Raw genomic sequence first — 26,708 nt, 5'->3', positions numbered from 1 at the left:
CCGCTTAACTCACGAGTAATGCTCTATTAATTATTGATATTCGTAATTCTGCCTTCAATTTCCGCCGTGATCTTTCCGCCTTTGAATGTTTCTTTTACATAGTTAACGAAAGCTTCTAGATCAGCATGTCCAAACACACGCTCTTTTCCTTTCAGGACGGTATAGTTATCACCGCCGCTTGCCATGAAATCATTGACGGCCACCGTGTATGTTTCGGTATCCTTGATAGGTGTTCCGTCCGCTTTCTTCAATAAAGTGACACGTTCCGTGACAGGTTTACTGAAGTCGGCTGTATAGCTCAGTCCAGAAATTTGCAAAGTTTTCGGAGATCCTTCAACGATCCATTGCTGTTGAAGCAGCGTTTTCACTTCCGCTCCAGTCAGTTCCAGCTTAACCAATACGTTTCCGAAAGGCTGGATTTTTGCTAAATCGGAAAAAGTGACTTCCCCCTTTGGAATATCTGCACGAATTCCGCCTGGATTCATGAAGGCAAAATCGGAATTCAAATCTGCCTTCATTGAATCGGCAATTAAATTCCCAAGGCCCGTTTCCTGCGTATACGCATTGGTTCTTAATATTTTCTCATCCGTTGTCCCAAGCGGGGCTTTCAACTCGGGGAACATGTCTAGATAGTCGTTAATGAATTTCGTCGTCCCGGCATCCGGTGTGATGCCATCTTGTGTAACCGTGACAATCTCAGCTGACTTTTTGACAATATCCTTTGTGTTTGGATCGATTTCCAAATCCACATCTTCAAAAGCCGTTCCATAAGAGTAAGCTTGTACAATCAATTTATTATCCACATAGTTGTTGACCTTTGCATGATTATCTCCTGCTAAAATCACATCTACTTCATCATCCACGCTATTGGCAAGATCAGCCACTTCGCCTGTGATGACCCCTTCCTTTTCAGTGCCTGGGTCATGTGAGATGATCACAATCGATTTGACGCCTTTTTCTTTCAACTCGTTAACCGCCTTATTTACGGCAGGTGCCTGTTCTATGAATTCCACATTCTTAATACCATCCGGACTTACTTTTTGAGGTGTGGCATTCGTGACTACACCTATGAACCCAATATCAACCCCGCCGACCTTTTTTATGACGTAAGGATCCAAAATCGGTTTTTTCGTGTCTTTATATACGACATTGGCAACTACATATGGAAAGTTCAATTTATCGAATACCACATCGGATGTTGGCGACTTTCCGCCATTGATTTGAGCCATCAGGGTTTCTACCCCTTTGTCGAACTCATGGTTCCCGACAGTTCCGACATCGAATTTCATATTATTCAAAAACTGAAGCGTCGGTTTGTCCTGGATCAAAGAAGAAACGGGTGCACTTGCCCCAACAGCATCCCCTGCCGAAAGTAAAAGTGTATTTTCAGGGTTTTCAGCTTTACGCTGCTTCAAGTGCGCAGCTAAATAATCGGCACGCCCTTGTTTGATACCTCCAAAATCGGAAGTGGTATCAAGCTGGCCGTGAAGATCATTGATCCCGAGCAGTTGCACCTTAACGTTTTCTTTCCCCAAATTATATTTGTAAATGCCAAAGCCTTTATCATCCTTTTTGCCTGTATAGGAAATCTGGCTGTCTTCATTTAAATATTCCGCACCTTTTGGTGATGAGGTGAAAGTAACGTTCACCTTGCCTGAAATTGGGGCAATCGACCAGTTATTATCAGCAGTTGGATTGATCTCACCCTCTTGTGTGATGTAATCCATCAAGATCTGGCGATTTTCATCCGCAGAGTCAACTACATATTCGCTGCCCTTGACTCCCGGGAAGTTCCCCCCGCCCGAAGCACGGTAATTATTCGTCACGACGATGAAATCTTGATTCGGGTCCACTGGTTCACCATTATATTTCAAATCTGCAATCCTGCTTGAATCCGACACTTTTATCCCTTTTTCATCATAGCGCGGAGCCTTGGTGACATCGATTTGATACGTAACGCCGTCAATCACATCAAAGTTATAAACGGCAAACTTTCCATTAAGCAGCTCCTGTTCCTCAGACTTGGCAGGATCGATTGTATTATATTTCCCGGCAGACATTTCTAGCCACTCTTTAACAACTGACCCTTTGATCTTGATTGCCTTCAAGGTATTATCGTATAAATATAAATCACCGGCGCTGCGAATGGTCAGTCCGCCTTCCTTGATTTCGGTGAATTCCTCGATTCCATTGCGACCCGCTTTGAAAGGGGCTCCTACTGAGAGAATCGGCAAGTCCTTGTATTCAGGACGGTTGCTTTGGATGTATTTTTCTACATACCATTTCTGTGCGCTCGTCACGACCTGTACGGAAGGATCGTCTTGCACAAGGGCGAAATAACTATGAATTGGAGCTGTAGTCGTTCCAATTGGCGTGTTAACATACTTGATCGTTCCTTCGTGATCCTTCTTCACGGCTTTGACGACAGATGCATCTTCAGCTGCTTTTTTTCCTGTTATTTTATCGTTGATTGCACGTGTTGATGAATCGGAATTGACGACTTTCCATTTCCCCTTGATATTCTGGATATCAAGATCGATAATCCCTAGATTACTGCCGCCATATCCTGCTTGAACGGCAGGTACACCATTGATGGTACCCTTTTTATTATCCACGCCTTTAAGGACTTTTCCTTGGCTATCTTTGAATAGGCTGTCTAAAGAAGCCTCATCTTGTGCCGGAAAGACCTTATGCGTGTGGGAGAACGTGATGGCATCGATGCCGGATACCTTGCTTAATGAATAGATGACATCCTCGGTATTCTTGATATCGCCATTAAACCCGGAATGCGTGAGCGCCACGATGACATCCGCACCCTTTTTCTTCATTTCAGGTACATATTTTTTTGCAGTCGTGATGATTTCTTTTGTAATGACCTTACCTTCAAGGTTCGCTTTATCCCAATCCATGATTTGCGGAGGGGCAAATCCAATGTAGCCTATTTTTACTGATTTTTCTTTTCCATTGATGTCCTTTACTTTCTTTGTGACGATTTTATAAGGAGTATATTTATTTTTATCATTCTTTGAATTATTGTCTTTATCTTTTTTATAAACATTGGCATTGACATAAGGGAAGTTCGCATCGTTGATGGCCTCGTCCAAATAAGCTAAACCATAATTGAATTCATGATTGCCGAATGTGGCCACATCATAGTCAAGCAAGTTCATCGCTTTATAGACGGGATGGACTTCACCTTTTTTCAGTGGCGCTATTTTTGCTTTGTACGTACCTAGCGGTGTCCCTTGAATAAGGTCGCCGTTATCCACTAAAACGCTATTTTTCACTTCTTTTCGTGCCTGTTTGATTAAAGAAGCCGTGCGGGAAAAGCCGACAGAGTCCGATACGGCATCCTTATAATAATCATAGCTCACCAGATTAGTGTGTATATCTGTCGTTTCCATGATCCTTAGTTCAAAAGGTGCATCCGAAACGGAGGCTGCCAGGCTGTTGCCGAAGTTACTCGTATTGCCGTTATACTTGGAGACAACCGATACTTTGATCCAATAACCCGATTTGTACGAGTTGAAGTACGCAGAGAACTTTTGGGCCGATTTAATATCCGCCTCAATGGCTGACTGTGAAATGACCTTCGTCCCATTCATTAATTGAAAGACAACGGTTTCATTTCCTTTGTTTCCTTTTTTCGGTGTGACCGTTACAGTCGCTTTGGTGCCTTTTGAGTAATTAACAGTAGGAGTTGAAATGGTAAATGATTCAGTCTTGACCGGTTTCTTATTAGACTCTTTGGCGGATGTCTCCCCCGGTACGGTAAATGGGGCTGTAATCAAACTCACAGCAAGAATCGGGGCGAGAATCTTATTAACATGCATTTTGAACGACATACTTCACAACCCTTCTATTTTTGTAAAATGCTAGAATAATATATCATGATTTTGTCGAATAAACGCCAAAATTTACCGTAATATTACGAATTTTGAATAAATGGTACTTTTTATCCATTTTCATTCAGTGAACATGGACCTTTTTCCCTTCAAATATATATAAAAGGCTGGCCCATGAACATGGGCCAGCCTGCACACCGTATGGGATTTCAATATCTTTCCTTCTTTCTTCGTTTTAACAGTTAACGGAAGCGCCGCTGAAGTTAATCCGCTTGATAATTATATGACCAAGGCAATCACCCCAGCATACTCCCAATCGATAATGAAATGCTTACTGAAGAATCTAATAAATCATCAAAACCATTGAAACAAATTAAATTCGTTATTATTCTTTATGGTTTTCTTTATCTATTAATTTTTCTCATTCGTTTTTTTGCAAAGTCTCTATAAACAAGGTTTCATCAAACAAAAGTGTAATTTAACGTAACTCAAAATAAAAGTCATAAAAATGTCACTTATGTAAAAATTTCTTGGCATATATAATTACATTTATGCTTAAAAGAAAGGATGTTTTTATTTGCCTAGTAATAAAAAGGAAGGCATAATCTTTGGACTTTTTATGTGTTTTGGTATGGTCCTTATTATGTCAGTTTACAACACAGCTTTACACGGCTTTTCATCGTTTACAGTAGGGGGTGCAGTGATTCAATTTGCGGTAACATTTATCGTCGCTTTTATTGCAGAGTCAATAGTTGAACCGAAGGCGCGTAAACTTGCATTATCACTGCCTTATGATAAATCGAAAGAAACCAACTTTATTATTGCAATTGCCTTTTGTATGGTCCCTATAATGGTCCTTATTATGTCAGTATATGGGCTTATTTTAACTAGTTTAATGATAGGGATTGAGGGTTCACTTTTCATAGCTTACCTTAAAACAGTTGGTCTAAACTTTATCGTGGCGCTACCATCACAGTTACTAATTGTTGGACCAATCTCACGCTGGTTATTAACTAAATACATTAAACCAGCGACACAAAAGCCAAAATTAACAAAAGTTTGAGTGTGTAAATATTAATATATATGACAAATAAATAAAAAGGATTAAGCTAATAGGCTAATCCTTTTTATTTAATATGTTATAACCTACTGCGTTAAGACGAAAAATCCCTTATATTAAGAATTAACCTGTCCAATCCAGTCCAAGGCGTTTTCCTGTGAAGCGACCATTATACCCAATATGGATTCCCTGCTTGTCCTCCTTCCATAATCCCTTTTTTTATTACCAGTTTTTAAAACATAAAGCCTATAAATCCCGATCTATTAAACTGGCGGATACCGGTTCGATGCCCATCTCCCTCGACCAAATGGACAGCTGGCCTATATGGTGAATTTCGTGCGCTATCAGATGGCGCAGTATCCTGCCTTTTTCGTATGTCCCCTCCATCCAAGCTGGCTGAATCATTTCATTCTCTTCTTCAATTGCATGCGAGTTCAAATAGTCAATGACCTCAGAATGATAACAAGTGGATAAATCTTCTACCTTTTCGATCGTATCATAAGCTTCCAAATCGATCTCGACATCAGGCTTCCCTTGTATGGCCCTGATCCAGCTGCATTCGACATCGATAATATGGGCGAGTGTCTTCAATATATTCCCTATCCCTCCTGTGCGCTGCCGTTTCAGCTCCTCATTCGGTAAGGACCGGCACCACTTGAACCACTCATTTCGCACCTGCCAGTTATAATTGAATAAGATCAACATCCATCCCTGCCTCCTAACACTCTTTATCGTCAAGCACCCTTCAGCCTTTGTATTGATAATAATCCTGTCTTTGAATGGTTTTGAATCCACAAGATTCATAGAGTCTTAAAGCATGCTCATTAGTCGCCTCGACCTCCAGAAAAATATCATATCCCAGTTGCCATTGTTCGGCTACAACCTTTTTCAATGCCTTCCTGCCAAGTCCTTTTCCCTGGTATTTTGGCAAAATGGAAAATCCATAAATCCACGCTTCCCGGCCAGAGTGATCAACACGGATCTTACCGACTGCAAGGCCACCCTTTTCAATCATCATGGTTTTCAGAGTATCCTCATAGAGGATGCGCTGATAATAATCCTTCGCCTCTTGTTCCGTAAATTGGAAACATTGAATATCCAGCTGAACCTCCGTTTCCTCATCATCTCTCCGCGAAGGGCGAACGACTGCATCATCATAATCATCAAGCTCCGTTTCGGACCATTTCATTTGAAACTCAGAGAAAGCAAACTCACATGGGAGCTGCTTCAAAAATTCTGTCCCTGAATGTGATTGAGCAGGTGAGTTCAAGAGAATCACCTTATAGTTGCGCTCCACGGCACTCCTTATCGCCTCTTCCAGCAGCTTAGTAAAAATGCCTTGCCTCCGGTAGTCAGGGTGCACCATCCCGCACATCTCCGCTTTGTTTCCAAAATCGTAAAGACCAAGAAAACCAACAAGCTTCAATCCATCATAGTGGAGAAAATCATTCTTATGAACACCATTTCGACTGCGAAGCGTTTCCCAATTCAGTTTTAACGTAAAACCTTCCCGTTCACATTCTTGCTGCAGGATCCGAATATCTTCCAGCTGTTCATTTTTCAAATTTGCCACCCCTTTTCCATATTATCAGTTTATTACCAAAAAAATAAGAAAAGCAGCACCCTTTTACTTGGGTGCCGCATACTATTCAGAAGTTTATTGATGAATGTTGTTTTTTTAAAAGTATTTTCACTTTAATCCATAAAACTAAAATCCTACGAGGGGAGGATTTCCTATCTAATTCCATTGACGGATGAATTATAGCAGTAAAATGATTCCAAATGACGATTATTTTTTACCTATTTTGTGCTATATTCCAAATAATGGTTTATCATTATTTTATTTTAGGTTAAGGGAGGGATTTAACAAAATCTTGAATTCAGTTAGTACCCATTTCTTTATACCCGAATTCCGGACCCTTTTTAGAATAGAATCCGAAATTCGGTGTTTACCATCCGGCACTTACGTCCTGAGGTTATCGTTTTTTCGTTTTATGAGCGGACTTTTTTAAGTTCTCTACGTCCGTTGTCAGTTCTTTTAATTGTTTACCGAAGCGGAAGAGCAAAAACATAGAAACGACGAATGGATAGCCAAATTCGCTAACTAATGAAACCCACATAGTAGCATCCTCAATCATCATCCTCTTCACCCCTTTTCTTGTATCTGATATCTAAAGTGAAACTTGTCAAAAAAAATCAATCTAGCACTATTGATTTATGGAAAAAGGAACGAATGTTCTTATATAATTGATTTATTCCCCTTGTCTATCACTTTATTAATAAAAGGAGGGATAACAATGAACCAATTAACTTCTCATTTTTTTTCTCATTCATTGGAGTTTCTGCAGCAACAGTACTCATCTTTCTTTGCACAACCGATCATTCAATTATTTTTACAGAACCCAGAGCATTTAAAGATTTTCACTGAAACTCTTGATTCCCCTTCTTCCCACAACATTGATCATCTCAACGAGACTTTCAAAATTTTCTATTACCGGGCTAAAGTATACAAATACATGTGCTCCTTAATTTACTTTTTCTCTGTTGATTTTGATAAAAGGGCACGGAAGCAGCGGGAACGCTATCGAATGGTACTTGATGCGACACCAAGGGATACTGGCGGATTGATCGATCGAATCGGCACCTTGGATGTTCAACTTGAAAAGATGGGGGAAACGAATGAACTCGCTTCACACATAAGTGATGAAGAGATGATAAAAGCCTTGAAGAAGTTAACAGCCAAACAAAACCTGGTGCTGACCATGATCTTTTCCTACGGCCTATCCAACAAGGAAATCGCTGCCTTTTTCCAGGAGTCGCCACAGAATATCTCAAGCATCCGTAAACAAGCTCTAAAAAAACTTCGAAAGCACTATATGGATGAGGTATATGTTAGAAAGGAGAAAAGCCATTGTGGATAAAAAACTGTCAAAAGAAGAATTGTTGGATCTAATCGACTCTTTGAATCCTAAAATAAAAAAATCGTTAAAAAACACGAACTATCAGGACCGGAATGATCTGGAGCAAGAAATTAAACTCAAGATCATTGAATCATATGAAAAAATCGCAGCAATCGAAGCCCCTAATTTTGAGGAGTTCCTTGCAGAATTCCTTACTAAGCAAAAACAATGAAAAAGTACCAAGTCCAGAGCAAGGATGCTGGACTTGGTACTTTTTTTCTGAATATCAGTATGATGGTTTCAATGTCAGCATATCACCTTTTGGGTCATCTAAAGTGGTTTTATGATAAGTACCTGCTGCCCAATCATCAAGCTGATCGTGGTACCACTCACTTTTCACGTTACCTGATTGACCCGGGCCAACGAGGTGATATCCTTGATTCATGTCGGCTAGGTCGATGACGAATCTCCAGGAGCCGCCATGATTAACGGTTCCATCATCTAAAAATGCCGCTGCCTGTACGGTGACACTGCTGCCGCCTACCGGAATGCCGCCGCCGTTAAATAAATAATGTAACGGGGCGACACTTGATAGCGGGTGGTTAAACCTGACCTGGTGATAGTTTCCCCATTCCCAATCAGCTATATCGTCACCTTGTGATTCTTCCAGTTCCGTTAACGTCACCTGTAACGACTTGGCAAGCACCTGCTCAAGTCCGCCTGCATCTTCAATCCAAGGGCCCGGCTTACCGTCCAGTGCCCGCCTTAGTAGTTCATCAACCGCCGAACGCCTTCCATTAAAAAGGGTGAGGGTTTCTTCCGGTACTTCTTCTTTAAGCAGAACATCCCCTATATTTCGCATCCAGACATTAAAAATCATCGGTGCCGCTTCATCAGCTGAATCGATATGATTCCATTTCATCAGAATCGTCAGTGCCTGGGCTTCCTGTTTCCCAGATGGACCTTTCAATACCTCCACGAATCGAGGAACAAACTCCTTAGCTTGCAAATTCACTTTATCCATCTGCAGGCTTTGCATATCCTCGGCCGTAAGCTTTTTATTCGCCTTTAAAAACTCCTGTATCCTCATCTGGCGGTACGGCTGTGCCCAGTTATTGCTGATATGGTAGGGGTAATCATCTGAGATGACTTTATTATTCGCTGTCGAAATGAATCCCTCTTTTGGATTCACCGTTTTTGGAAGTTCATCAAAGGGAATATAGCCTTTCCACTCAAATTCATCCGTCCAGCCAGGTACAGGCAGCATACTATCACCTTTTTTCCGGATTGGGATTTTCCCATTCGCCTTGTATGCAATGGTCCCATCGGCTGAGGCAAAGACGAAATTCTGTGCCGGCGTTTCGAATTTCAAGAGGGCCTTTTCGAATTCTTTCCAGCTTTCCGCCTTATTCATATTCAGTACCGCTTCAAGCTCGGCCGATGGATCAAGTGCCGTCCACCTTAAGGCAAGCACGGTATCTTTTCCGCTTTTCCCGGCAAACTCGGAGACAACGGGTCCATGGCGGGTAACCGTCACTTGATAGTCAAGTGTTTTCCCATCCTTCACCTTGATGGGTTCGTCCAAGATTTCAGCTTTTTCCCATTTACCTTTGTAGGAGAATTCTTTCTCGTTTTCCGGGTTTCTCCTCTCAATATACAGATCCTGAACATCCGGACCGGTATTGGTCACACCCCAAGCGACCTTTTCGTTATGACCTAGTATGATTCCCGGAATCCCGGCAAAAATAACACCGCTCACATTGACTGACGGGGCCTCCAAATGCATTTGATACCAAACCGACGGTGTAGCTAATCCCAGATGGGGGTCATCGGCCAATAATGGCTGACCGGAATCCGTTTTCTTGCCTGAAACTACCCAGTTATTGCTGCCGTTGAATTCATAAGGAATAACGGCCCCGGCAAAACTTTTTTCAATATCCAGTTCTTCCTTGCTGATGATATATGGAGCGCTTTTTGGATAATTAGGGAATAAATCATATGCCTTTTCCTTTGGGAACGTTTGCAGCAAATACTGCCTAAACGCCTGATCTTCCCAGTTCCCGCCTAAATCAAAGGCCATATATTTACCGATGGTCAGCGAATCGACGGGTGTCCACGGCTCTGGTTCGTATCCAAGCAGAGTGAACTCCGCCGGCCATTTCCCATTCTCCTTTAATTCATTGATATAAAGATTTACCCCCTCGGCAAACACATCCAAGGCTTCTTTCCCATCACTTGTATATGCTGCATAAGAGGCTTCAGCCGCCCGCCTCAACCCAAGTGTACGGAAATACTTATCGTTTTTGACGGTTTTCTCACCAATCACTTCACTCAATCTTCCTGAAGCCTGACGCCTGCTTAAATCCATTTGAAATAAACGATCCTGTGCTTGGATATACCCTTGGGCTAAATACAAATCATGTTCATTCGCTGCGTTGATATGCGGGACCCCACTTGAATCCCTCACCACCGTAACCGGTTTCAAAAGACCTGGAAGCGATATTTCCCCCTTCGTTTCCGGCAAGGATCTTGAAAGAAATACATTTGCAGCAATCAAGACAGACAGCAAAAGTATCATCATGATTCCAAAACTCCATAGCACCCGCTTTCTCCACTTCCGTTTTGGCTTTTGCTGAGGTACAGCAACTTCCATCGATTCATCTCCCTCTCTCTCCCCATAAAACTCTCTTTCTATCTATTTAAGATATTCCGCGTTTCCCCCCATCTTTCCTACCAACATCCTTACATTCTCTCTTTTTATTTCAGTAAGGTTGGAAGGGTTCAAGGACGAATTTTTCCTGCGCAAGGTCGAATTTCTACCGCGAAATTGCTCCGATAAACATTAAATCAAATGCAAAAACACCGATACAATGTATCGATGTTGCAGGGATGCTAGCTATTTGCAATAATGTATTCAATGACTTTATCTGCATCGTCTGTATAAAAGAGAGCTTTATCAAAGTCATGGGCCGCCTTAGTCTCGGCTTCCATGTATTCAATCGGGGAGAGGAGACCAAGTAGCCTCTTCCATTTATGAGTTTTCTCGAGAAGTTTTCTTTCCTTTTTTATATCCTCTGGTATGAATTCATTAATGATAAAACATGGGTCGGAAAATGAGGGGTCCCGAAAACGCTCGTTCAAGGCTCGCAATTTATCCCGGTCCCATTCGACCCTTACCAAGTCCGATATGACCGAGACATTTTGGACCGCGTCGAGGATGCGTTTGGACAAAACATCATATTCTTCGTCCTCCAACCCTTTATCCGTCATGATTCCTACACAATACCATTTTTCGTTATGATCAGGTTCTCCATTTTTCTTGAAAAACACTCTTCGTCCACCTTCCTTACACGCTTTACATTATTCACGTTACTGAAAATCAACATGCCCTCACGCCATTAACTATATCATGAAGAAATATCGATGGACGATAAAATATGAAAGCTTCCTGGGAACTACATGACATAGAAAAAAAGATATCCTAAAAAAAGATACCTCCATTATACCGGCTTAAGAGCCAGCCCTCTTTGTTTAAACAGATATTCCAGTGCCTGCCTGAATGATAGGAAGGCTTTTACCTGATTTACGAAATCAAGTTTGACGATCTCTTTCACGGCATCAGGGGTAAAGCCGACAAACATCGTTTCCGTACCCATCAACGCCAGTGCCCCCACTAATTGATCCAGCAGGGAGAGCATATTGCTTTCCTTCGTAAAGGTAATTCCGGAGAAATCCATGATCAATACTTCCGCATGCAGATCTGCACATTTTTGCAGTACCGTCGATTGCATCGACTCCATTCTCCAATCGTCAATTCGTCCGATCAACGGTAAGAGCAGCACATCCTTTAATACGGTCTGAACGATAGGGGTGGATAATTCTTCCATGACTTCTTGGTTTTCTTTTATCTTCTGCAAAGAATCGTTTGCCATTTTCGCCATTTCTTTATAATGATTCACGTAACTGATACTCACACAGTGTATGAACTGGTCCAGGATTGCATCAATTATCGAGCTTGCCTTTAGCAGAATTTCAATCGAGTAATAGCGATTGCTTACTTCTTCTTCAATGAAACTCCAGAAAAGGTTACGCACAAGCTGAGCTTCCTCAATATTCTTATCTAAAGGAATGCCCATATCCACGATGCGCTTACCTATTTCCATACCCGTTATTTTCATACTTTCCATTGCTTGTGCCTTTCCATGAATCAAGGCATCTGCATGAATTTGAATAAGCTTTGACCGTACCTCTTTACTGGTTTCAAAATCATAGAGCGGTTCCTCTTCTTCAAACAACTCGATATGCTCCACTAAGATATATTTAAATTTTTCAATTTTTTCACCGATCATTCTTAATTCTTCCATGTAGACCTCCCATACAGGGCTTTTATCACATTTTATCAAATAATGAATGGTTAAAGATATAAAATCCTTCTATTACCAATATGATAATAGACGTTTACCCTTTTCTTTATACGGGTATTATGATATATGACTTGGAGGGATTATCATGAAAAAAGATCAACAAGACTTCGAATCTGAAAACATGAGCGATTTAGTAGAACTCATAAACAGTAAAAATAACAGCCGCAGAATCTTGGATGTACTTCGGCGTAATAAAAAGGATAAAAGTAAAAGCAAAGATAAAAAATGAAAAAACCCAGTCCAAAATGGTCTGGGTTTTTTCATTGGATAAAATAAAAGTGCTGAGTTTGTTTATTAAGCAAACTCAGCTCTCCCGTCATTAACTATTGAAAAGCCACTACCTTTTTCTCCGGATTTCCTTCACATGGTTTCCTTCAGTGGTAATATAGACTGTTTCATCAATTTTATATGTTAAATAACGGTCACAATCAATTTCCAACGTTTTCCCATTGCTGAATTTCATTGCGCAATTGGATCCCTCTTCGGTTTCCGTAACATCAATGACTTCGTTCGTCTTAAAACCGACTGCCTTGCCATCGGAGAAATGAGGATAGTATTTTTCAACAATCTCCACTTTTTCCAATCTGCCCGGACTTGTTAAGTATACAACGAATAATATAATTAAAACGGCTATTAACCCAATGAGAATTACTGCTTTTCGATTCACTCTATCTATTACCCTCTTCTCTTATCAATCTATTATTCAATATCCATTTTCACTAGATTATATTCAGCATTCCGGAAAAACATGATAGAAAAGATCATTTTATTTAACGATTTTCTTTTCAACCATCATCACACAAGCGGCAGCCAGGATGATCAGAATCGATACAGCCGAGATGACCCCTCCCCAGCCGAACTTCATCAGGAATAAACCGCCTGATGCCCCCACTATGCTTGATCCCGCATAGTAAAACAGGAGATATAAAGCGGATGCTTGTGCCTTTTCACTCTTATCAGCCAAGCTTCCGACCCAGCTGCTCGCAATTGAATGAGCTCCAAAAAAGCCAAATGTAAACAGCGCAAGCCCCATTATTTTCAGCAAAAGCGGATCCAATAAGGTTAAAAGGGCGCCCATCAGCATGATAGCGATTCCGGTAAGAAGTACAATCCGCCGAGTATATTGATCGGCGAGCTTTCCCATCCATGTAGAACTAAATGTCCCCACAAGATAGATTATGAAAATGAAGCCAATCAATGTTTGTGATAAATGATATGGCGGTCCCATTAAAGGTATACCCACAAAGTTATAAACGGTAACGAACGAGCCCATTAATAGGAAGGCCATGCCGAATAAGAGTACTAGTCCGCTATTCCTTAAGTTATTGATAAGGGAGGTTTTGATTCTCGACAATGAGACTCCTGCGCGGACGGCATGCTGTGAAGGCGGAAGCATCCACCAAAAGGCCAGACTGATGATCAAACTTAAAGCCCCAAGGCTTCCAATCGCTATGTTCCATGAGAAATGGTCGGTCAGCACGCCGACAATCAGCCTGCCAGCCAATCCGCCGATACTCGAACCGCTCACATAGATCCCCATCACATAGCCCAGGCTTTTCGGATGAAATTCTTCATTGATATAGGCCATCGCAATTGCCGGGAAACCTGCAAGCACGGCTCCTTGAATCGCCCGTATCGCAATTAGGATGTATAGATCATCCTGGATGAAACTGACACATATGGATAACAATGCAGACAGAGTGAGCGCCGTCCCCATTATTTTTTTCCTATCGATATTTTCTGAGAAAAAAGAAACAAGCAATAAACAGAGTGCAAGCGTTCCTGTTGCGAAAGATAATGTAAGGCTTGCCATTGCAGGAGAGACTCCGAATTGCTTTGCGAAAACCGGAATGACCGGTTGGGTACTATACAGATCCGCAAACGTTACAAAGCTACCAAGAAATAAAGCCAAGATTGTTTTCCTGAATGATTTACCAGCAGGCTCGATATAATTCACTTTTGTTCAGACCCTTCACTATTTAACTTTCCCCCTATGTTAATACGAACTTCCCGAGTTGTCTATTTCATCACTTTTGTCCAAAGGGAAAGTTATGTTCCAGCAAATCACAAAAACCCTTCACTGCATGCAGTGAAGGGTTTTTCAATTAATATGAACGTTTTTCATCCCGCTCACTTTTTTTAAGGAGCCAGTACACTGGCATACCTATAATGAGGATGATCACCGAGTACAGGGCATTTAAAGGTGTATCGATTAACGTGCTTACAACAATGTATATTGCGCCAGCAATCGCCACGATGGGGATGAATGGATAAAACGGCACTTTATAAGTTTTCGCATCCGGATCTTTTCTGCGTAAGATGAAGACTGCGAAGAAGGCTAATCCATAAAAACAGAAGACAGAGAATACTGCCATATTGGTAAGTTTGTCAGGGTCTGTTGCAACCATCATGATGATTGCAATGATCACTTGCAATACCGTCGCATTTATAGGCGTTTTAAACTTGGGCGATATTTTTCCGATTTGTTTATGGCCTGGTATCATTTTATCAGTCGCCATCGCCAAGGTAATGCGCGGAAAGGTCAAAAGCTTTCCGTTCAAGCAACCGAAGATTGAAATCGCTATTCCGATTGATATCAATTTCCCGCCCAATTCACCAAATAGAAGCGTTGCGGCAACATTCGCTGCATTCGTACCATGAGCTATGACTCCCTCCGCCCCCAATACATGAAGCATCGCAAGGTTCACAGCCAAGTAAGCGACCATGACCACGACTAATCCCGTTATGATTGCCCGCGGCAGCGTTTTCTGCGGGTTTTTCATTTCCCCTGCCATGAAGCCGACATTCATCCAGCCATCATACGCCCAGAGCGTAGCCAAAATTGCACCGGCCATACTGATTTTCATTGAACTTTCACTATTGATATTGAATACAGGCATATCACCTTGTGCGATACCGAACACCGCTATGAAAATGATTGGGATCAATTTAGCAACGGTCGATAAGGTTTGGATGATACCGCCGTATTTTGTCCCCAGAAGATTCATGCCTGCTATAAATACGATCGTAAAAATCCCTATCGCCAAAGTGTAGCCTGGAGCGATATTAAATATTCCTGCAACTAATATCCCGAAGTATAAACTGAGTGCGCCCATGACTGCAGGTCCATATACCAATGTCTGAACCCAGCCGCATAGGAATCCCCATGCTTTTCCGTACACTTCTTCCATATAGACATATAAGCCGCCCGTTTTAGGAATCCGTGTACTCACTTCCGCAATCGTCAACCCGCTTGCAAGGGTAATGAGACCACCTATCAGCCAAGCTAATAAGGCCATGGTTGAATTACCGCTTAACTCAAGCACGTCACCAGGTCTCATGAAAATACCAGAACCGATAACTGTTCCAACTACAATAGATGTTCCAACCCAAAAGCCAATCGTTTTCTTCAATTGGTCATTTCCCATGTTGTCCTCCCCAGGTGTACACATGTACTTTATTTATACTAAAATTATATCATATAAATTATACGGAAATAGTTTATGTAATCATTTGAATATTACAAAAAATACCCAAACACGTTGGTATCATTACGCTCAGGGAGCTTTATTACATTTATATTTTTTTTACTAATTATGTCTGGAACTGTACTAAAAACCGAATATTTTTTTATTTTAAAAGGAATTATCGGTATTTAACTCTATAATAACGAATTAAAAAATATAAAACTCGAATATCATTCGTAAAGAATTTTATGGGAATCCTGCTTATTTTCGGACACACACAAAAAACCACCCCGAATCAACGGGGTGGTTCCTCTCCTCTTTCAAGCTTCATTTCGTATTACCAAATAATGAATAGAAGCACAACCGCCAAGACAATCCGGTAAATGGCAAAAGGAGTCAATTTTACTTTATTGATTAAAATCAAGAAAAAGCGGATACAGAATAATGCAAAGATAAATGCACTGATGAAACCTGCAATAAAGAATGGCAGAACTTCAGGTGTGAAGAATTCCCAGTATTTCACGATCTTCAACAGACTGGCACCAGCCATGATCGGCACTGCCATGATGAACGTGAAATCGGAAGCAGCGCGATAGCTCATTCCCAAAAGCACTCCACCGGAAATGGTCGAGCCTGAACGTGAGAATCCCGGCCATAGTGACAAACATTGAATTAACCCTACACCGAAGGCTTGTTTATAAGTGATTTGGTCAACCGTTTCTGCAGTCAGCCTTGGACGGAATTTATCCGCAGCAATCATCAGAAACGCACCCAAGAACAATCCGACGATAACCGTCTTCATCGTAAATAAATGTTCATCAATATAATCTTCGAATAATAGACCTAAAACGCCGGCCGGCAACAATCCGACAAAGATCTGCAATAGGTTAAGCTTTGGGCCGTTCACAGCGGATGTGCCTTTCAGCTTCCTTAAACCAAGCAAGTCCATGAACCGTCCCCAAAAGAGCACAACAACGGCGAGTATCGAACCAAGCTGGATGACCACTTTAAAGGCATTGGCCACTTCACTCCCGAAAAGCTCAGTTGATTTCAGCCATAAATCATCGACGATAATCATATGCCCTGTAGACGATACAGGAGCAAATTCAGTTAATCCTTCTACAAGACCAAGGATAACTGCAACAAAAATTTCCCACATATTCATTTTATTCACCTCATAATTCGAACACCTATTTATGGAAATATCATATGTATTTTACTCGTTGTTTAAAATATTGTCTATTAAACATTGCTGAAACAATTCAAGCGTACATGTATGATAGGGTTCAAGATAAAGTTTAAAGGGGAAGTGATGATTTTGCAAAACATACTGATTTTCGCTCATAGAGGTTCCAAGGGGACCCATCCTGAAAATACCATGGCAGCATTTCAAAAGGCGGCAGAAATCGGCGCCGAGGGAATCGAGTTCGATGTCCACCTCAGTTCTGACGGGGAATTGGTCATCATCCATGACGAAACACTTGATCGAACGACCACCCTTAATGGTTATGTAAAGGATCATTCGGCACAAAAACTGAAAACGGCTGATGCGGGGAGTAAATTTTCCAATGAATTCCTTGGGGAGCAGATTCCTTTTTTAATGGACGTTTTCGACTGGGCTAAGGGAAATGCTTTATTGATGAATATCGAAATCAAAACGGATAAACTCGCTTACGAAGGAATTGAACAGAAGATCATTGATTTAATTCGTCAATATGGAATGGAAAATCGGGTAATCCTCTCTTCCTTCAACCATCAATCCATTGAAAAAGTGAAGATGCTTGCCCCAGACCTTGAACGTGCATTATTGTTCGAGGGACTTCCTGAAAACTTCGAAGAAATCTTACGTGATAAAAAAGAATCGGGATTTCATCCAGATAAAAACAGCCTGACTCCAGCAGTTAGAGAAAAAGCGAAAAAGCTTGGATATAAAATCCGGCCTTGGGTCGCCAATGATGAAGCCGACATCGTCAAGCTGGCAGAGTTGGGAGTTGACGTCATCATGACCGATTTCCCTGAAAAGGCAATCAAGATTTTAAAAGCTTGGCAGTCACATGGCTGAACAATGCGAAAGAGAAGGAGCGATGCTCCTTCTTTTTCAAATCCATATTTATTCAATTAATTAACGAGAAAAGTTTGAACCGCCTAGTTGTTGTTCAGCCATTTGAACCAAACGTTTTGTGATTTCCCCACCAACAGATCCGTTAGCGCGAGAAGTAGTGTCAGCACCTAGGTTTACACCAAATTCACTAGCGATTTCATTTTTCATTTGTTGTAGAGCTTGCTCTGCACCAGCTACTACTAGTTGATTGCTGTTATTGTTGTTTGCCATGTGTTTTCACCTCCTACTAATATTAATTAGCATTTTAAGCTTAAATTATTATTGCCAATTTATTGAATTTTTTTTGTTTGCGTTTCTCTCAATCCTAAGCTCTTTATCATGAATTTCTTTTTATGCTCATAAACTGTTAGGAAACTTTCAGTAGGAGGGAAAAGAATTGCAAATACATGTGGTTAGGCCAGGCCAGACGTTATATGGCATCGCCCAGACTTACAGCGTAACCGTTGACAGGCTCGTGGAATCAAATAAGATCCCTAACCCAAATAATCTTGTTTCGGGGCAGGCCCTTGTCATTCCAATCGTCGGCAGTTATTATTTCGTTCAACCGGGTGATAGTTTATATTCGATATCTCAAAAAGTTGATGTCCCTGTTCAAGAATTGGCAAATATAAATGGCATTTCCGAAAATCAAATCCTATCCGTTGGATACCGGCTCTATATTCCGGCACGAAAGAAAAGGACCGCCGAATTCAACGGTTATATCGAGCCGCGGGGTACGACGGTTGCACCGGCCCTTGAAACGGCCGCCAGGGAAGCTGCGCCCTATTTAACCTACTTAGCCCCTTTCAGCTTCCAGGCGCTACGAGACGGCTCCTTAAAAGAGCCTTTGCTCAATGACTTTCCTGCCATCGCCAGAGAAAATAAAAATGTCCTGATGATGGTGATCACGAATCAGGAAAATGACCAATTCAGCGATGAGCTCGGGCGAATCATCTTAACGAATACTTCCGTTCAGAATAAGTTCCTGAACAATATCGTTACAACGGCTAAGAAATATGGATTCCGGGATATCCACTTTGACTTTGAGTTTTTAAGGCCGGCCGATAAAGAAGCCTATAATCAATTTCTACGAAAAGCCAGGGATCGTTTCAAGAAAGAAGGATGGTTCATTTCCACGGCACTGGCACCTAAAACAAGCGCTGAGCAAAAAGGCCGTTGGTATGAGGCACATGACTATAAAGCACATGGTGAAATCGTCGACTTCGTTATCATCATGACTTATGAATGGGGATATAGCGGAGGACCGGCAATGGCCGTGTCTCCTATTGGACCTGTTCGGGAAGTTCTCGAATATGCCGTCACCGATATTCCCTCCAACAAGATCCTGATGGGGCAGAATCTATATGGCTATGATTGGACCCTGCCTTTCGTACAGGGATCCACTGCCACGGCCGTGAGTCCGCAGCAGGCCATCCAGATTGCGGCGGCCAATAATGTTGCCATCGAGTATGATGAAACCGCACAGGCCCCGCACTTCAACTATACCGATATTGAGGATAAGCAGCATGAGGTGTGGTTTGAAGATGCCAGATCCATTCAGGCAAAATTCGATTTAATCAAAGAACTGAATCTAAGGGGAATGAGTTATTGGAAGCTCGGCTTAGCCTTCCCTCAAAACTGGCTGCTCATCAGTGATAACTTTAACGTCCGGAGAAGGGTTTAAGAAAAGATAAAGGAATACCGAAGCTCTAACGGGCATATAATCAAACATCGAGCATGAAGTCCATTTAGGATACGTGACTCAGCACTAAAAGCCTTCCGGCATCTTCCGGAGGGCTGTTATCATTTTCCCGAAATCGAATGGCAGCTTTCCAGGTAATATGCCGATATTCATAATCCAAAGTTTGTCTGTACGCAACCTTATGAGCCAAGCCTTTTTTGACCATACTAAAAGGAACAGCTTAAGGGGTGTGAAAAACATGATTCGAATCGGTCCATTCATCAGCACCGTTCCTAGATTTCCGCGTTTCATCAGATTGCTTTCTATCATCGCATTATTTTTACTTTCATTCGGGGTCTTGATCCACATTGTGGAGCCGAAGAGATTCCCCACCCTACTTGATGGCATCTGGTGGGCAATCGTAACTATGTCAACGGTGGGTTATGGAGATTTCACTCCCGTGACCAATCTTGGCAAAATCATTGGGATGGTCCTCATTTTGTCAGGCGCCGGCCTGATTACCTCTTATTTTGCGTATATCGCTAAAATTTCAATATCCAATGAACAGCAATTTCTAACAGGAAAGAAAGTATTCGGCGGCGGCGGACATATTATCATTGTGGGCTGGAATGGCCGTTCCAAGAGAATCATCCAAAACATTCATGATCGTAAGCACCATCAATCCATTGTCCTTATCGATGATACACTGCAAAAGCACCCGCTTCCAAGAACGAATATCCACTTTATCCAAGGAAAAGCTACATTGGATTCCGTTTTGCAGAAAGCCAATATTAAACAAGCCATGCGCGTCCTGATCACGGCTGATCTTAAACAAGACGAGCTGCAAACGGATATGTTTTCAATCTTAACGTTACTGGCTGTCAAAGGTCTGAATCCTCATGTGTATTGTCTTGTGGAAATATTGACGCATGAACAAAAAGAAAATGCTTTACGGGCTGGAGCGGACGGTATAGTCGAAACGAATAAATTTGCGAGTGAATATATGCAGGAGTGCTTATCGAAGGGGATCATTGTGGAAGCAAAAGAACAAAAAGATCAGGAGGGATTGAACCTCAAACAGCTGCCCATCCAGGATGACTGGGTGGAATTGACGTTTAAACAGTTGAACGTAAAGCTATTCGATCAAGACATTTTATTGGTCGGCATCATTTCAGGAGGCAAGACCTTAATCAAGCCCCCTGGAGATGTAATCATACATCGTGATGACACCCTGCTCATCATTGATGATTAATGTAATAATAGCTTTTCCAAATCACGGACAAGCGTTTTTCCATATGAAATATAGTTTTCCGGAAATTCGGCATCCGGATTTTCAGGCTCGGCAAACTGATTGAAGGAAGCGGAGAGGTTTCCGATATTTCCTTCATCGTCAATCCCGTCCTCGTACTTATGAGATAACAAAAACGGTTGTAAAAGTTCGACCATTACCCCGTCCTGATCGAGTGAACCATCAACAGCCTTGAAAGGGACTCTCAAGAATTGGTAGCCATCACTGTCATCAATCTTATAATCAAAAGACCCGTGGTCATAATCCCATCCTCCGCCAATCGCATATCCTTCCGGTTTTAACTTCGTCTCCAAATCGAACAAACCGAATGTTTTCCCTTCCAATTGAGAAGAAATTTTAATCATTGTATAAAACCTCTTTCGCTAATTTTCTATTAGCTTAACCAAAGTGCCTAAAAAAAAACCTGGAATGACTCTATTGTTCCCTCGATTGGCATAAAGGAAGATTGGCTTCCTCATTGATTTCCAAGCTTTCCTTACGCTTTTATTTCAGCTTCGTCGCTCCCTTCTCCTCCTCCATTCGTAATTACTGGATCTTCTGCTGGTAGCGTCAGGAAAATGCGGATTTACAACGTTAAGCACATTTTCCTGACGCTACCCCTATATATCTTTGGCTCTTTGGCTCATTAAGTTTAACTATAGCATTGAACGAGACTTTAAATAACATGTATCAAATGTTTCCCCACTTTTAACCTCAGAAATATGATCTAGGAACAGCACATAGAATAGTATAGAAATACTGCGGCCAATGCTGGACATGGAGGGGATGTATTTATATGAGTACCAGAATAATCCGGCAACTGATAAGGTCAAGGCAACAGGAATTAGTCGAACTTGCTGCTTCATTTATTCGAATTCCATCTGAAAATCCATCGCCCGAGTTTAAGAAGCGGTCAGCAGAAATGGGACACCATATTAGCCGATACCTAGCAGCAAAAGGGTTCTTGATTACCGAGCACCGCCGTAGCGAAAATGCGCTGGTTACCGTGGTCTGTGATGCTCCCTTAACCAGGGTACCTGGTCCACGGCTCCTATTTTGTGGACATACAGATGTCGTACCTGCAGGCGATTGTTCACATTGGACCTTCGATCCTTTCTCAGGAGAAGTCAGAGCAGGTATGCTTTTGGGTAGGGGAGCCTCCGATATGAAAGGAGGCTTGGCATCACTGATTTTTGTGGCTGGACTACTTCAGGAGTTCGCCCCCACTCTTAATTTGAAAGGTAGCCTAGGAGTTATTGCCTCTCCGGATGAAGAGACTGGCGGCATTGAGGTGGCCTCGCTCCTGGATCAAGGATTGATTAAGGGTGATGCTTGTCTGATTGGAGAACCAACGGACCCCCACCATCCGAATGCCGGTGAAAAGGGCAAGGCATGGATGCAGGTGATCATACCAGGTCAGACAGATCATGGCAGCCTACAACCGCTTTATGGAATCTCCGCCATACGAAGAGGGGCAGCCGCGGTCGAAGCACTAACCAAGCTATGGGAGCTCAAGGCAACGCCTCCGGCAGAGCCTTGTCAACTTTTGTACAATACTGAGTGGCTCCTATCTCAGCGTCTAGGAAATCCCTTACTGTCACAGTTACTTTATCGTCCCTCTTACAATCCAGGTGTAATCCAGGGCGGAACAAATGTGAACGTCGTCGCAGACAAGTGTATCATTAAAGTGGATACCCGGGTTCCATTCGGTATGAAGCCCGAGTTTGTACTTGATGTCGCTAGGAATCTTGTTAGTGCTGTAGCGCCAGGTGCGGTTGTAGAGCCAACGGTACCCTGTACTAACCCGAACTGGACCTTAGAGAATCGTCCAATTGTGAGGGCCATAGAACTGGGAATCCAGCGTGTCCTTGGAATGGAGGAACCCGTCTTCAGCGTACTTTTGCTTGGTTCAAGTGATGCCAGTCACTTCCGGCGCCATGGCATTGATACCGTCCTTTACGGTCCTGGGCTGGAACACACTATCCATGGGTACGATGAGCGGGTTTCAGTGGAGAACTTAGTAGAATCTGCCGAGATATATGCTGAGACTGCAGTCAAGTATCTTAGGTCATTTTAAATCTATTTTCACTAAACTTTATGCAGGTTAATGATGCAGGGTATACTGCACGCGCTACTGCTAATGTTCTCTTTCAAGGTGTATATGGTGGTGGTCATTGGTGGGAATATTTATATACTCGTTGGTATTAATTCTTTAGTTCAATGCTAAACTAAATATATTTATAGCGTGTTTTGATCAAACTTTATTTCAAATTTATATGAAGACCAAAAGCTAAAATAAGAGCCTGGAGCAGAAAAACCGCTTCAGGCTTTTTTCTTTTTGGGAAAAGTGGGAATTCCTTTTTTCTCTGAATGAACTAGGATTTTTTTAATAATTCTTTGCCTTCTTTTTTAGTCAGGTTCAATTTTTGTTTAGCCATGATCGATACTCCTTTTTATGTAATTTGATTGTACAAGCATGGTCAAAATTCAGAATTATTAAACCCCTGACCTGTAGACAAACCAAGGGTTACAACGGCCCCTAATATTGGTCCTATGCAAGGAGTCCAACCAGCAGCATATCCTATCCCAATTAAAATAGAACCTATATAACCGGATGGGCGATTTTTAAAAGTTATTTTCTTATCCATCATTAAGAATTTTGGTTGAAAAACCCCAATAATCATTAAACCAAAAACAATTATCAAAATAGCACCTACTTGTCTAATTAAATCAATGAATTCATAAAAGAGATCGTAAATAAAAGAAGTTGACAACCCTAATATTACAAAAATAATAGAAAACCCAATCACAAAGAAAATGGTATGAAAAATTGGCCTGCTATTTAATTTGTTATTATCTTCTTTTAATTCTGTAACTGATAATCCTGTAATATAAGATAAAAAGGCAGGATATAAGGGCAAACAGCAAGGAGAGATAAAGGATAAAACCCCAGCACCAAAAGATATAAAAATATTTAAGTCTCTCAATATGATTTCCTCCAGTTTTGATTTTCTCTTGTTTTAGCCTCTTACATCTTCTTCTTTCCATCCGGCAGGCAGGCTTCTTGCGGACCGGGGAACCGTTCTCAGTTTCTCTAGCTCCTCGATACTAATTACCTCCCACTTTCATTTTCGATACCAGTATCGAATATGTTTATTCTTACCCTTTGGCGTTCAACCAAAAAAAGGCATCAAGCTGGATGTTATTCCTGCTTGATGCCTTTAATATTATAAGCGCTGTTCGAGCTCAGCTTTTTTCTTTTCATAACCCGGCTTGCCTAAAAGAGCAAACATGTTCACCTTATAAGCTTCCACTCCAGGCTGATCAAATGGATTTACACCCAATAAGTATCCGCTCATCGCACAAGCTTTCTCAAAGAAATATACAAGGTAGCCAAAAGTATAAGCATCGAGTTGCGGAACCGTTACGATCAGGTTTGGAACGCCACCGTCCGTATGGGCTAACAGCGTACCCTCAAATGCTTTATTATTCACGAATTGCACCGATTCACCAGAAAGGTAATTCAGGCCATCCAAATCATTTTCCGCTTCTTCAATCAAGATTTCATGACGGGCCTTTTCCACTTTGATGACTGTTTCAAAAAGGTCACGCCGTCCTTCCTGAACATACTGCCCTAATGAATGCAGGTCAGTCGAAAAGTTGGCCGATGAAGGGAATATCCCTTTTTGATCCTTTCCTTCACTTTCTCCAAATAATTGTTTCCACCACTCAGAGAAGTATTGAAGTCCAGGCTCATAGTTTATCAGCATTTCAATCGTTTTCCCTTTATTGTAAAGGATATTCCGAACCGCCGCATATTGGTAAGCCTGATTCTCACCTAGCTCGGAAGAACTGAAGTCCGCCCTAGCACGCTCGGCTCCCTCCATGATTTGATCGATATCCGCCCCGCTGACCGCAATCGGAAGCAGTCCTACAGCCGTTAAGACCGAGTAACGTCCGCCAACATCATCAGGAATGACGAAAGTTTGGAAACCTTCCTCCGTTGCTACCGTTTTTAAAGCGCCCTTCGCTTTATCAGTCGTAGCATAAATGCGGCTCTTGGCTTCTTCAACGCCGTATTTTTGTTCAAGCAGTTTCCTGAAAATCCTGAAGGCCAGTGCAGGCTCCGTGGTCGTACCGGATTTAGAGATGACGTTGATCGAGAAATCCCTATTTTCCAATAGGTCCATTACGTCCTGCATATATGTAGAGCTTATATTATTACCGACAAATAAAATTTGCGGTGCTTTCCTTTTGTCGGAAGGTAGAATGTTATAAAAACTATGTTGAAGCATCTCAACTGCCGCTCGTGCTCCCAGATATGATCCGCCGATTCCGATAACCAGCAGCACTTCTGAATCTTCTTTTATTTTTGCGGCCGCTTTTTTGATTCTTGAGAACTCTTCTTTATCATAATTGGCGGGTAAATCAAGCCAGCCAAGATATTCACTGCCTGCCCCTGTCTGCTCATGCAGGGAATGGTGCGCCACTTTTACAGCATCCTGTAGATAGGTAATTTCATGCTCCCCGAAAAACGGCAGGGCTTTTGAATAATCGAAACGAATATGGGCCATTCAAATTCCTCCTTGGATTCTTTAGTTTCCCTTTCACTTTATCTGATGTAATTCTCATAATCAAGAAATCGATCAAGTAAATAACGAATTATGCCTATAAAGTAATCTCCCACCTGACAAGGCGGGAGAGCGGATCATATCACTTGTTTATAATGAAGCCCGTAAAATGGCAAGGACATCTTCACGGTTAAGGACTTTGAATCGTCCAAATTCCCCTCTGCTCATCGCTTTATCAGCCATGACTTCCAATTGTGAGTCATCGATGCCATAATCCGAAAGATTGGTCGGCGCCCCTAAGTTGCTCCAAAATGACCTAAGTCTTTCAATGCCTTCAAGGGCCGCTTCCTCATCCGTTTTACCTTCCGGATCTACATGGAATACACGGACTGCAACTTGTTTAAAGCGTGCGACATTTTCATGGAGCACATGCTTCATCCAATTTGGGAATAAGATGGCCAATCCCCCTGCATGCGGGATGTCATAAACAGCTGAAACGGCATGTTCAATGTTATGCGTTGCCCAATCACCGCTGTAACCAACCCCAAGCGACCCATTCAAGGCTAGGTTTCCAGCATACAGGATAGTCGCCCGGTGCTCATAATCCTCCAGGTCTTCCAATAGTTTAGGTGCCGTTTCAATCACCGTCGATAACAGCGATTCACAAAAACGGTCTTGAAGCGGTGCATGCGTTTCCGGGTGGAAGTATGTTTCGAACACATGTGACATCATATCGACCATTCCATATACCGTCTGGTCTTTTGGTACCGAAAAAGTGTTTTCAGGATCCAAAATGGAGAATTGCGGAAATACCAATGGACTTCCCCATCCATATTTCTCTTTCGTTTCCCAGTTTGTTATGACAGATCCGGAATTCGCCTCAGAGCCGGTTGCAGCTAAAGTCAGCACCGTTCCGAATGGAAGGGCCTCTTCGACTGGCGCCTTTTTGATGACAAGATCCCATGGATCGCCCTCATATTTAGCACCTGCAACGATGGCCTTTGTAGCGTCTATGACGCTTCCTCCTCCAACTGCAAGGACAAAGTCGATACCATATTCTTTACAAAGGTCAACACCTTTTCGGACTGTTGAGATGCGTGGATTCGGTTCAACTCCGGAAAGTTCGTGCACCTCTGCATCGATTTCTTTCAAGGTATTGACCACTTTTTCATATAAGCCATTTTTCTTTATGCTTCCCCCGCCGTATACAAGTAAAACTTTATCGCCATACGCAGGAATTTCAGCTTTTAAGCTTTCAAGCTGACCTTTCCCGAAAATTACTTTAGTAGGATTTTTATAAGTGAAATTCTCCAATGGATATCTCTCCTTTATGCCACATTGACTCCGTTTTTGAATTTTCGACAGTGCCAA

The 26,708-nt window shown here is 42.0% G+C and carries 23 protein-coding genes and 1 pseudogene; 8 read left to right on the top strand and 16 right to left on the bottom strand.

Features of this window, described 5'->3' with window-relative positions; all coding sequences use genetic code 11:
- Positions 1-26 precede the first annotated feature (26 nt).
- On the bottom strand, positions 27-3,845 hold the full coding sequence (locus V3595_RS16975) for a bifunctional 2',3'-cyclic-nucleotide 2'-phosphodiesterase/3'-nucleotidase (protein ID WP_485908477.1): 3,819 nt from the start codon (positions 3,843-3,845) through the stop codon (positions 27-29).
- Between the two features lie 577 nt (positions 3,846-4,422).
- Here V3595_RS16975 and V3595_RS16970 point away from each other — a divergent pair.
- On the top strand, positions 4,423-4,908 hold the full coding sequence (locus tag V3595_RS16970; protein WP_485908476.1) for a DUF2798 domain-containing protein: 486 nt from the start codon (positions 4,423-4,425) through the stop codon (positions 4,906-4,908).
- A gap of 243 nt (positions 4,909-5,151) precedes the next feature.
- Here the strand turns inward: V3595_RS16970 and V3595_RS16965 are convergent, their stop codons facing one another.
- The 3 genes from V3595_RS16965 to V3595_RS16955 form a co-directional block, all read right to left on the bottom strand.
- The gene (locus V3595_RS16965; protein WP_485908475.1) at positions 5,152-5,610 is read right to left on the bottom strand and encodes a DinB family protein; all 459 of its coding nucleotides are present in this window, start codon (positions 5,608-5,610) and stop codon (positions 5,152-5,154) included.
- A gap of 40 nt (positions 5,611-5,650) precedes the next feature.
- Complete coding sequence (locus V3595_RS16960; RefSeq protein ID WP_485908474.1) at positions 5,651-6,469, bottom strand: GNAT family N-acetyltransferase; 819 nt, start codon at positions 6,467-6,469, stop codon at positions 5,651-5,653.
- A gap of 412 nt (positions 6,470-6,881) precedes the next feature.
- The gene (locus tag V3595_RS16955; protein WP_081088496.1) at positions 6,882-7,046 is read right to left on the bottom strand and encodes a YvrJ family protein; all 165 of its coding nucleotides are present in this window, start codon (positions 7,044-7,046) and stop codon (positions 6,882-6,884) included.
- A 156-nt stretch (positions 7,047-7,202) separates the two neighbouring features.
- Between V3595_RS16955 and V3595_RS16950 the strand changes: the two genes are divergently transcribed.
- The gene (locus V3595_RS16950; protein ID WP_485908473.1) at positions 7,203-7,826 is read left to right on the top strand and encodes a sigma-70 family RNA polymerase sigma factor; all 624 of its coding nucleotides are present in this window, start codon (positions 7,203-7,205) and stop codon (positions 7,824-7,826) included.
- The gene (locus V3595_RS16945; RefSeq protein ID WP_048678007.1) at positions 7,819-8,037 is read left to right on the top strand and encodes a hypothetical protein; all 219 of its coding nucleotides are present in this window, start codon (positions 7,819-7,821) and stop codon (positions 8,035-8,037) included. Before V3595_RS16950 ends, V3595_RS16945 begins: the two co-directional genes overlap by 8 nt.
- A 54-nt stretch (positions 8,038-8,091) precedes the next feature.
- On the opposite strand, the gene V3595_RS16940 is transcribed toward V3595_RS16945, so the two are convergent.
- The 3 genes from V3595_RS16940 to V3595_RS16930 form a co-directional block, all read right to left on the bottom strand.
- On the bottom strand, positions 8,092-10,458 hold the full coding sequence (locus tag V3595_RS16940; RefSeq protein ID WP_485908472.1) for a penicillin acylase family protein: 2,367 nt from the start codon (positions 10,456-10,458) through the stop codon (positions 8,092-8,094).
- Between the two features lie 239 nt (positions 10,459-10,697).
- A complete protein-coding gene (locus V3595_RS16935; protein ID WP_485908471.1) occupies positions 10,698-11,135 on the bottom strand; it encodes a hypothetical protein in 438 nt (145 codons plus the stop codon).
- Between the two features lie 170 nt (positions 11,136-11,305).
- A complete protein-coding gene (locus V3595_RS16930; RefSeq protein ID WP_485908470.1) occupies positions 11,306-12,169 on the bottom strand; it encodes an STAS domain-containing protein in 864 nt (287 codons plus the stop codon).
- Positions 12,170-12,314: 145 nt separating this feature from the next.
- Here V3595_RS16930 and V3595_RS16925 point away from each other — a divergent pair, with 145 nt between their 5' ends.
- Positions 12,315-12,458 (top strand): hypothetical protein, encoded by a 144-nt coding sequence (locus tag V3595_RS16925; RefSeq protein ID WP_241592820.1) that lies wholly within the window; start codon positions 12,315-12,317, stop codon positions 12,456-12,458.
- A 108-nt stretch (positions 12,459-12,566) separates the two neighbouring features.
- Here V3595_RS16925 and V3595_RS16920 read toward each other — a convergent pair whose 3' ends face one another.
- From V3595_RS16920 to V3595_RS16905, 4 genes are all read right to left on the bottom strand, one after another.
- A complete protein-coding gene (locus V3595_RS16920) occupies positions 12,567-12,896 on the bottom strand; it encodes a hypothetical protein (protein ID WP_101223592.1) in 330 nt (109 codons plus the stop codon).
- Between the two features lie 99 nt (positions 12,897-12,995).
- Positions 12,996-14,186, bottom strand: coding sequence for an MFS transporter (locus V3595_RS16915; RefSeq protein ID WP_485908469.1), 1,191 nt, complete (start codon positions 14,184-14,186; stop codon positions 12,996-12,998).
- A 148-nt stretch (positions 14,187-14,334) separates the two neighbouring features.
- Positions 14,335-15,657, bottom strand: coding sequence for an APC family permease (locus V3595_RS16910; RefSeq protein ID WP_485908468.1), 1,323 nt, complete (start codon positions 15,655-15,657; stop codon positions 14,335-14,337).
- Positions 15,658-16,033: 376 nt separating this feature from the next.
- Positions 16,034-16,861, bottom strand: coding sequence for an undecaprenyl-diphosphate phosphatase (locus V3595_RS16905; RefSeq protein WP_485908467.1), 828 nt, complete (start codon positions 16,859-16,861; stop codon positions 16,034-16,036).
- Positions 16,862-16,972: 111 nt separating this feature from the next.
- Here V3595_RS16905 and V3595_RS16900 point away from each other — a divergent pair, with 111 nt between their 5' ends.
- The gene (locus tag V3595_RS16900; RefSeq protein ID WP_485908533.1) at positions 16,973-17,758 is read left to right on the top strand and encodes a glycerophosphodiester phosphodiesterase; all 786 of its coding nucleotides are present in this window, start codon (positions 16,973-16,975) and stop codon (positions 17,756-17,758) included.
- Between the two features lie 60 nt (positions 17,759-17,818).
- Here V3595_RS16900 and V3595_RS16895 read toward each other — a convergent pair whose 3' ends face one another.
- Positions 17,819-18,028 carry an alpha/beta-type small acid-soluble spore protein gene (locus tag V3595_RS16895; protein WP_076368100.1) on the bottom strand — a complete coding sequence of 70 codons (210 nt, stop codon included), beginning with the start codon at positions 18,026-18,028 and terminating at the stop codon, positions 17,819-17,821.
- A 166-nt stretch (positions 18,029-18,194) separates the two neighbouring features.
- Between V3595_RS16895 and V3595_RS16890 the strand changes: the two genes are divergently transcribed.
- Entirely contained in the window at positions 18,195-19,481 is a 1,287-nt protein-coding gene (locus V3595_RS16890; RefSeq protein WP_485908466.1) for a glycoside hydrolase family 18 protein, read from the top strand.
- 256 nt (positions 19,482-19,737) lie between these two features.
- Positions 19,738-20,730: a potassium channel family protein gene (locus V3595_RS16885; protein WP_485908465.1), complete on the top strand. Its 993-nt coding sequence runs from the start codon at positions 19,738-19,740 to the stop codon at positions 20,728-20,730.
- Here V3595_RS16885 and V3595_RS16880 read toward each other — a convergent pair.
- A complete protein-coding gene (locus V3595_RS16880; RefSeq protein WP_137016332.1) occupies positions 20,727-21,131 on the bottom strand; it encodes a YugN-like family protein in 405 nt (134 codons plus the stop codon). The genes V3595_RS16885 and V3595_RS16880 overlap by 4 nt on opposite strands.
- Before the next feature lie 431 nt (positions 21,132-21,562).
- Between V3595_RS16880 and V3595_RS16875 the strand changes: the two genes are divergently transcribed.
- Positions 21,563-22,843: a M20 family metallopeptidase gene (locus V3595_RS16875; protein WP_485908464.1), complete on the top strand. Its 1,281-nt coding sequence runs from the start codon at positions 21,563-21,565 to the stop codon at positions 22,841-22,843.
- A 433-nt stretch (positions 22,844-23,276) separates the two neighbouring features.
- On the opposite strand, the pseudogene V3595_RS16870 reads toward V3595_RS16875, so the two are convergent.
- From V3595_RS16870 to V3595_RS16860, 3 genes and pseudogenes are all read right to left on the bottom strand, one after another.
- Positions 23,277-23,753: pseudogene (locus V3595_RS16870) on the bottom strand (cytochrome c biogenesis CcdA family protein); the annotation flags it as partial.
- 240 nt (positions 23,754-23,993) lie between these two features.
- Entirely contained in the window at positions 23,994-25,340 is a 1,347-nt protein-coding gene (locus V3595_RS16865; RefSeq protein ID WP_485908463.1) for a glucose-6-phosphate isomerase, read from the bottom strand.
- A 147-nt stretch (positions 25,341-25,487) separates the two neighbouring features.
- Positions 25,488-26,651 carry an iron-containing alcohol dehydrogenase gene (locus V3595_RS16860; RefSeq protein ID WP_485908462.1) on the bottom strand — a complete coding sequence of 388 codons (1,164 nt, stop codon included), beginning with the start codon at positions 26,649-26,651 and terminating at the stop codon, positions 25,488-25,490.
- Positions 26,652-26,708: the final 57 nt, after the last annotated feature.

The sequence above is a fragment of the Bacillus sp. CFBP9009 genome (assembly GCF_036541465.1).
In the GTDB taxonomy this organism is placed as follows: domain Bacteria; phylum Bacillota; class Bacilli; order Bacillales; family DSM-1321; genus Peribacillus.
Note: the sequence above shows the minus strand (reverse complement) of the source record. Positions and strands in the feature narration are given on the sequence as shown.

Bases quoted from the DNA above. Each gene is read 5' to 3' on its own strand.
- V3595_RS16955 (WP_081088496.1), bottom strand. From the start codon at position 7,046: ATGATGATTGAGGATGCTACTATGTGGGTTTCATTAGTTAGCGAATTT.
- V3595_RS16900 (WP_485908533.1), top strand. From the start codon at position 16,973: ATGATAGGGTTCAAGATAAAGTTTAAAGGGGAAGTGATGATTTTGCAA.
- V3595_RS16885 (WP_485908465.1), top strand. From the start codon at position 19,738: ATGATTCGAATCGGTCCATTCATCAGCACCGTTCCTAGATTTCCGCGT.
- V3595_RS16975 (WP_485908477.1), bottom strand. From the start codon at position 3,845: ATGTCGTTCAAAATGCATGTTAATAAGATTCTCGCCCCGATTCTTGCT.
- V3595_RS16910 (WP_485908468.1), bottom strand. From the start codon at position 15,657: ATGGGAAATGACCAATTGAAGAAAACGATTGGCTTTTGGGTTGGAACA.
- V3595_RS16875 (WP_485908464.1), top strand. From the start codon at position 21,563: ATGAGTACCAGAATAATCCGGCAACTGATAAGGTCAAGGCAACAGGAA.
- V3595_RS16930 (WP_485908470.1), bottom strand. From the start codon at position 12,169: ATGGAAGAATTAAGAATGATCGGTGAAAAAATTGAAAAATTTAAATAT.
- V3595_RS16925 (WP_241592820.1), top strand. From the start codon at position 12,315: ATGAAAAAAGATCAACAAGACTTCGAATCTGAAAACATGAGCGATTTA.
- V3595_RS16895 (WP_076368100.1), bottom strand. From the start codon at position 18,028: ATGGCAAACAACAATAACAGCAATCAACTAGTAGTAGCTGGTGCAGAG.
- V3595_RS16940 (WP_485908472.1), bottom strand. From the start codon at position 10,458: ATGGAAGTTGCTGTACCTCAGCAAAAGCCAAAACGGAAGTGGAGAAAG.
- V3595_RS16950 (WP_485908473.1), top strand. From the start codon at position 7,203: ATGAACCAATTAACTTCTCATTTTTTTTCTCATTCATTGGAGTTTCTG.
- V3595_RS16905 (WP_485908467.1), bottom strand. From the start codon at position 16,861: ATGAATATGTGGGAAATTTTTGTTGCAGTTATCCTTGGTCTTGTAGAA.
- V3595_RS16865 (WP_485908463.1), bottom strand. From the start codon at position 25,340: ATGGCCCATATTCGTTTCGATTATTCAAAAGCCCTGCCGTTTTTCGGG.
- V3595_RS16880 (WP_137016332.1), bottom strand. From the start codon at position 21,131: ATGATTAAAATTTCTTCTCAATTGGAAGGGAAAACATTCGGTTTGTTC.
- V3595_RS16965 (WP_485908475.1), bottom strand. From the start codon at position 5,610: ATGTTGATCTTATTCAATTATAACTGGCAGGTGCGAAATGAGTGGTTC.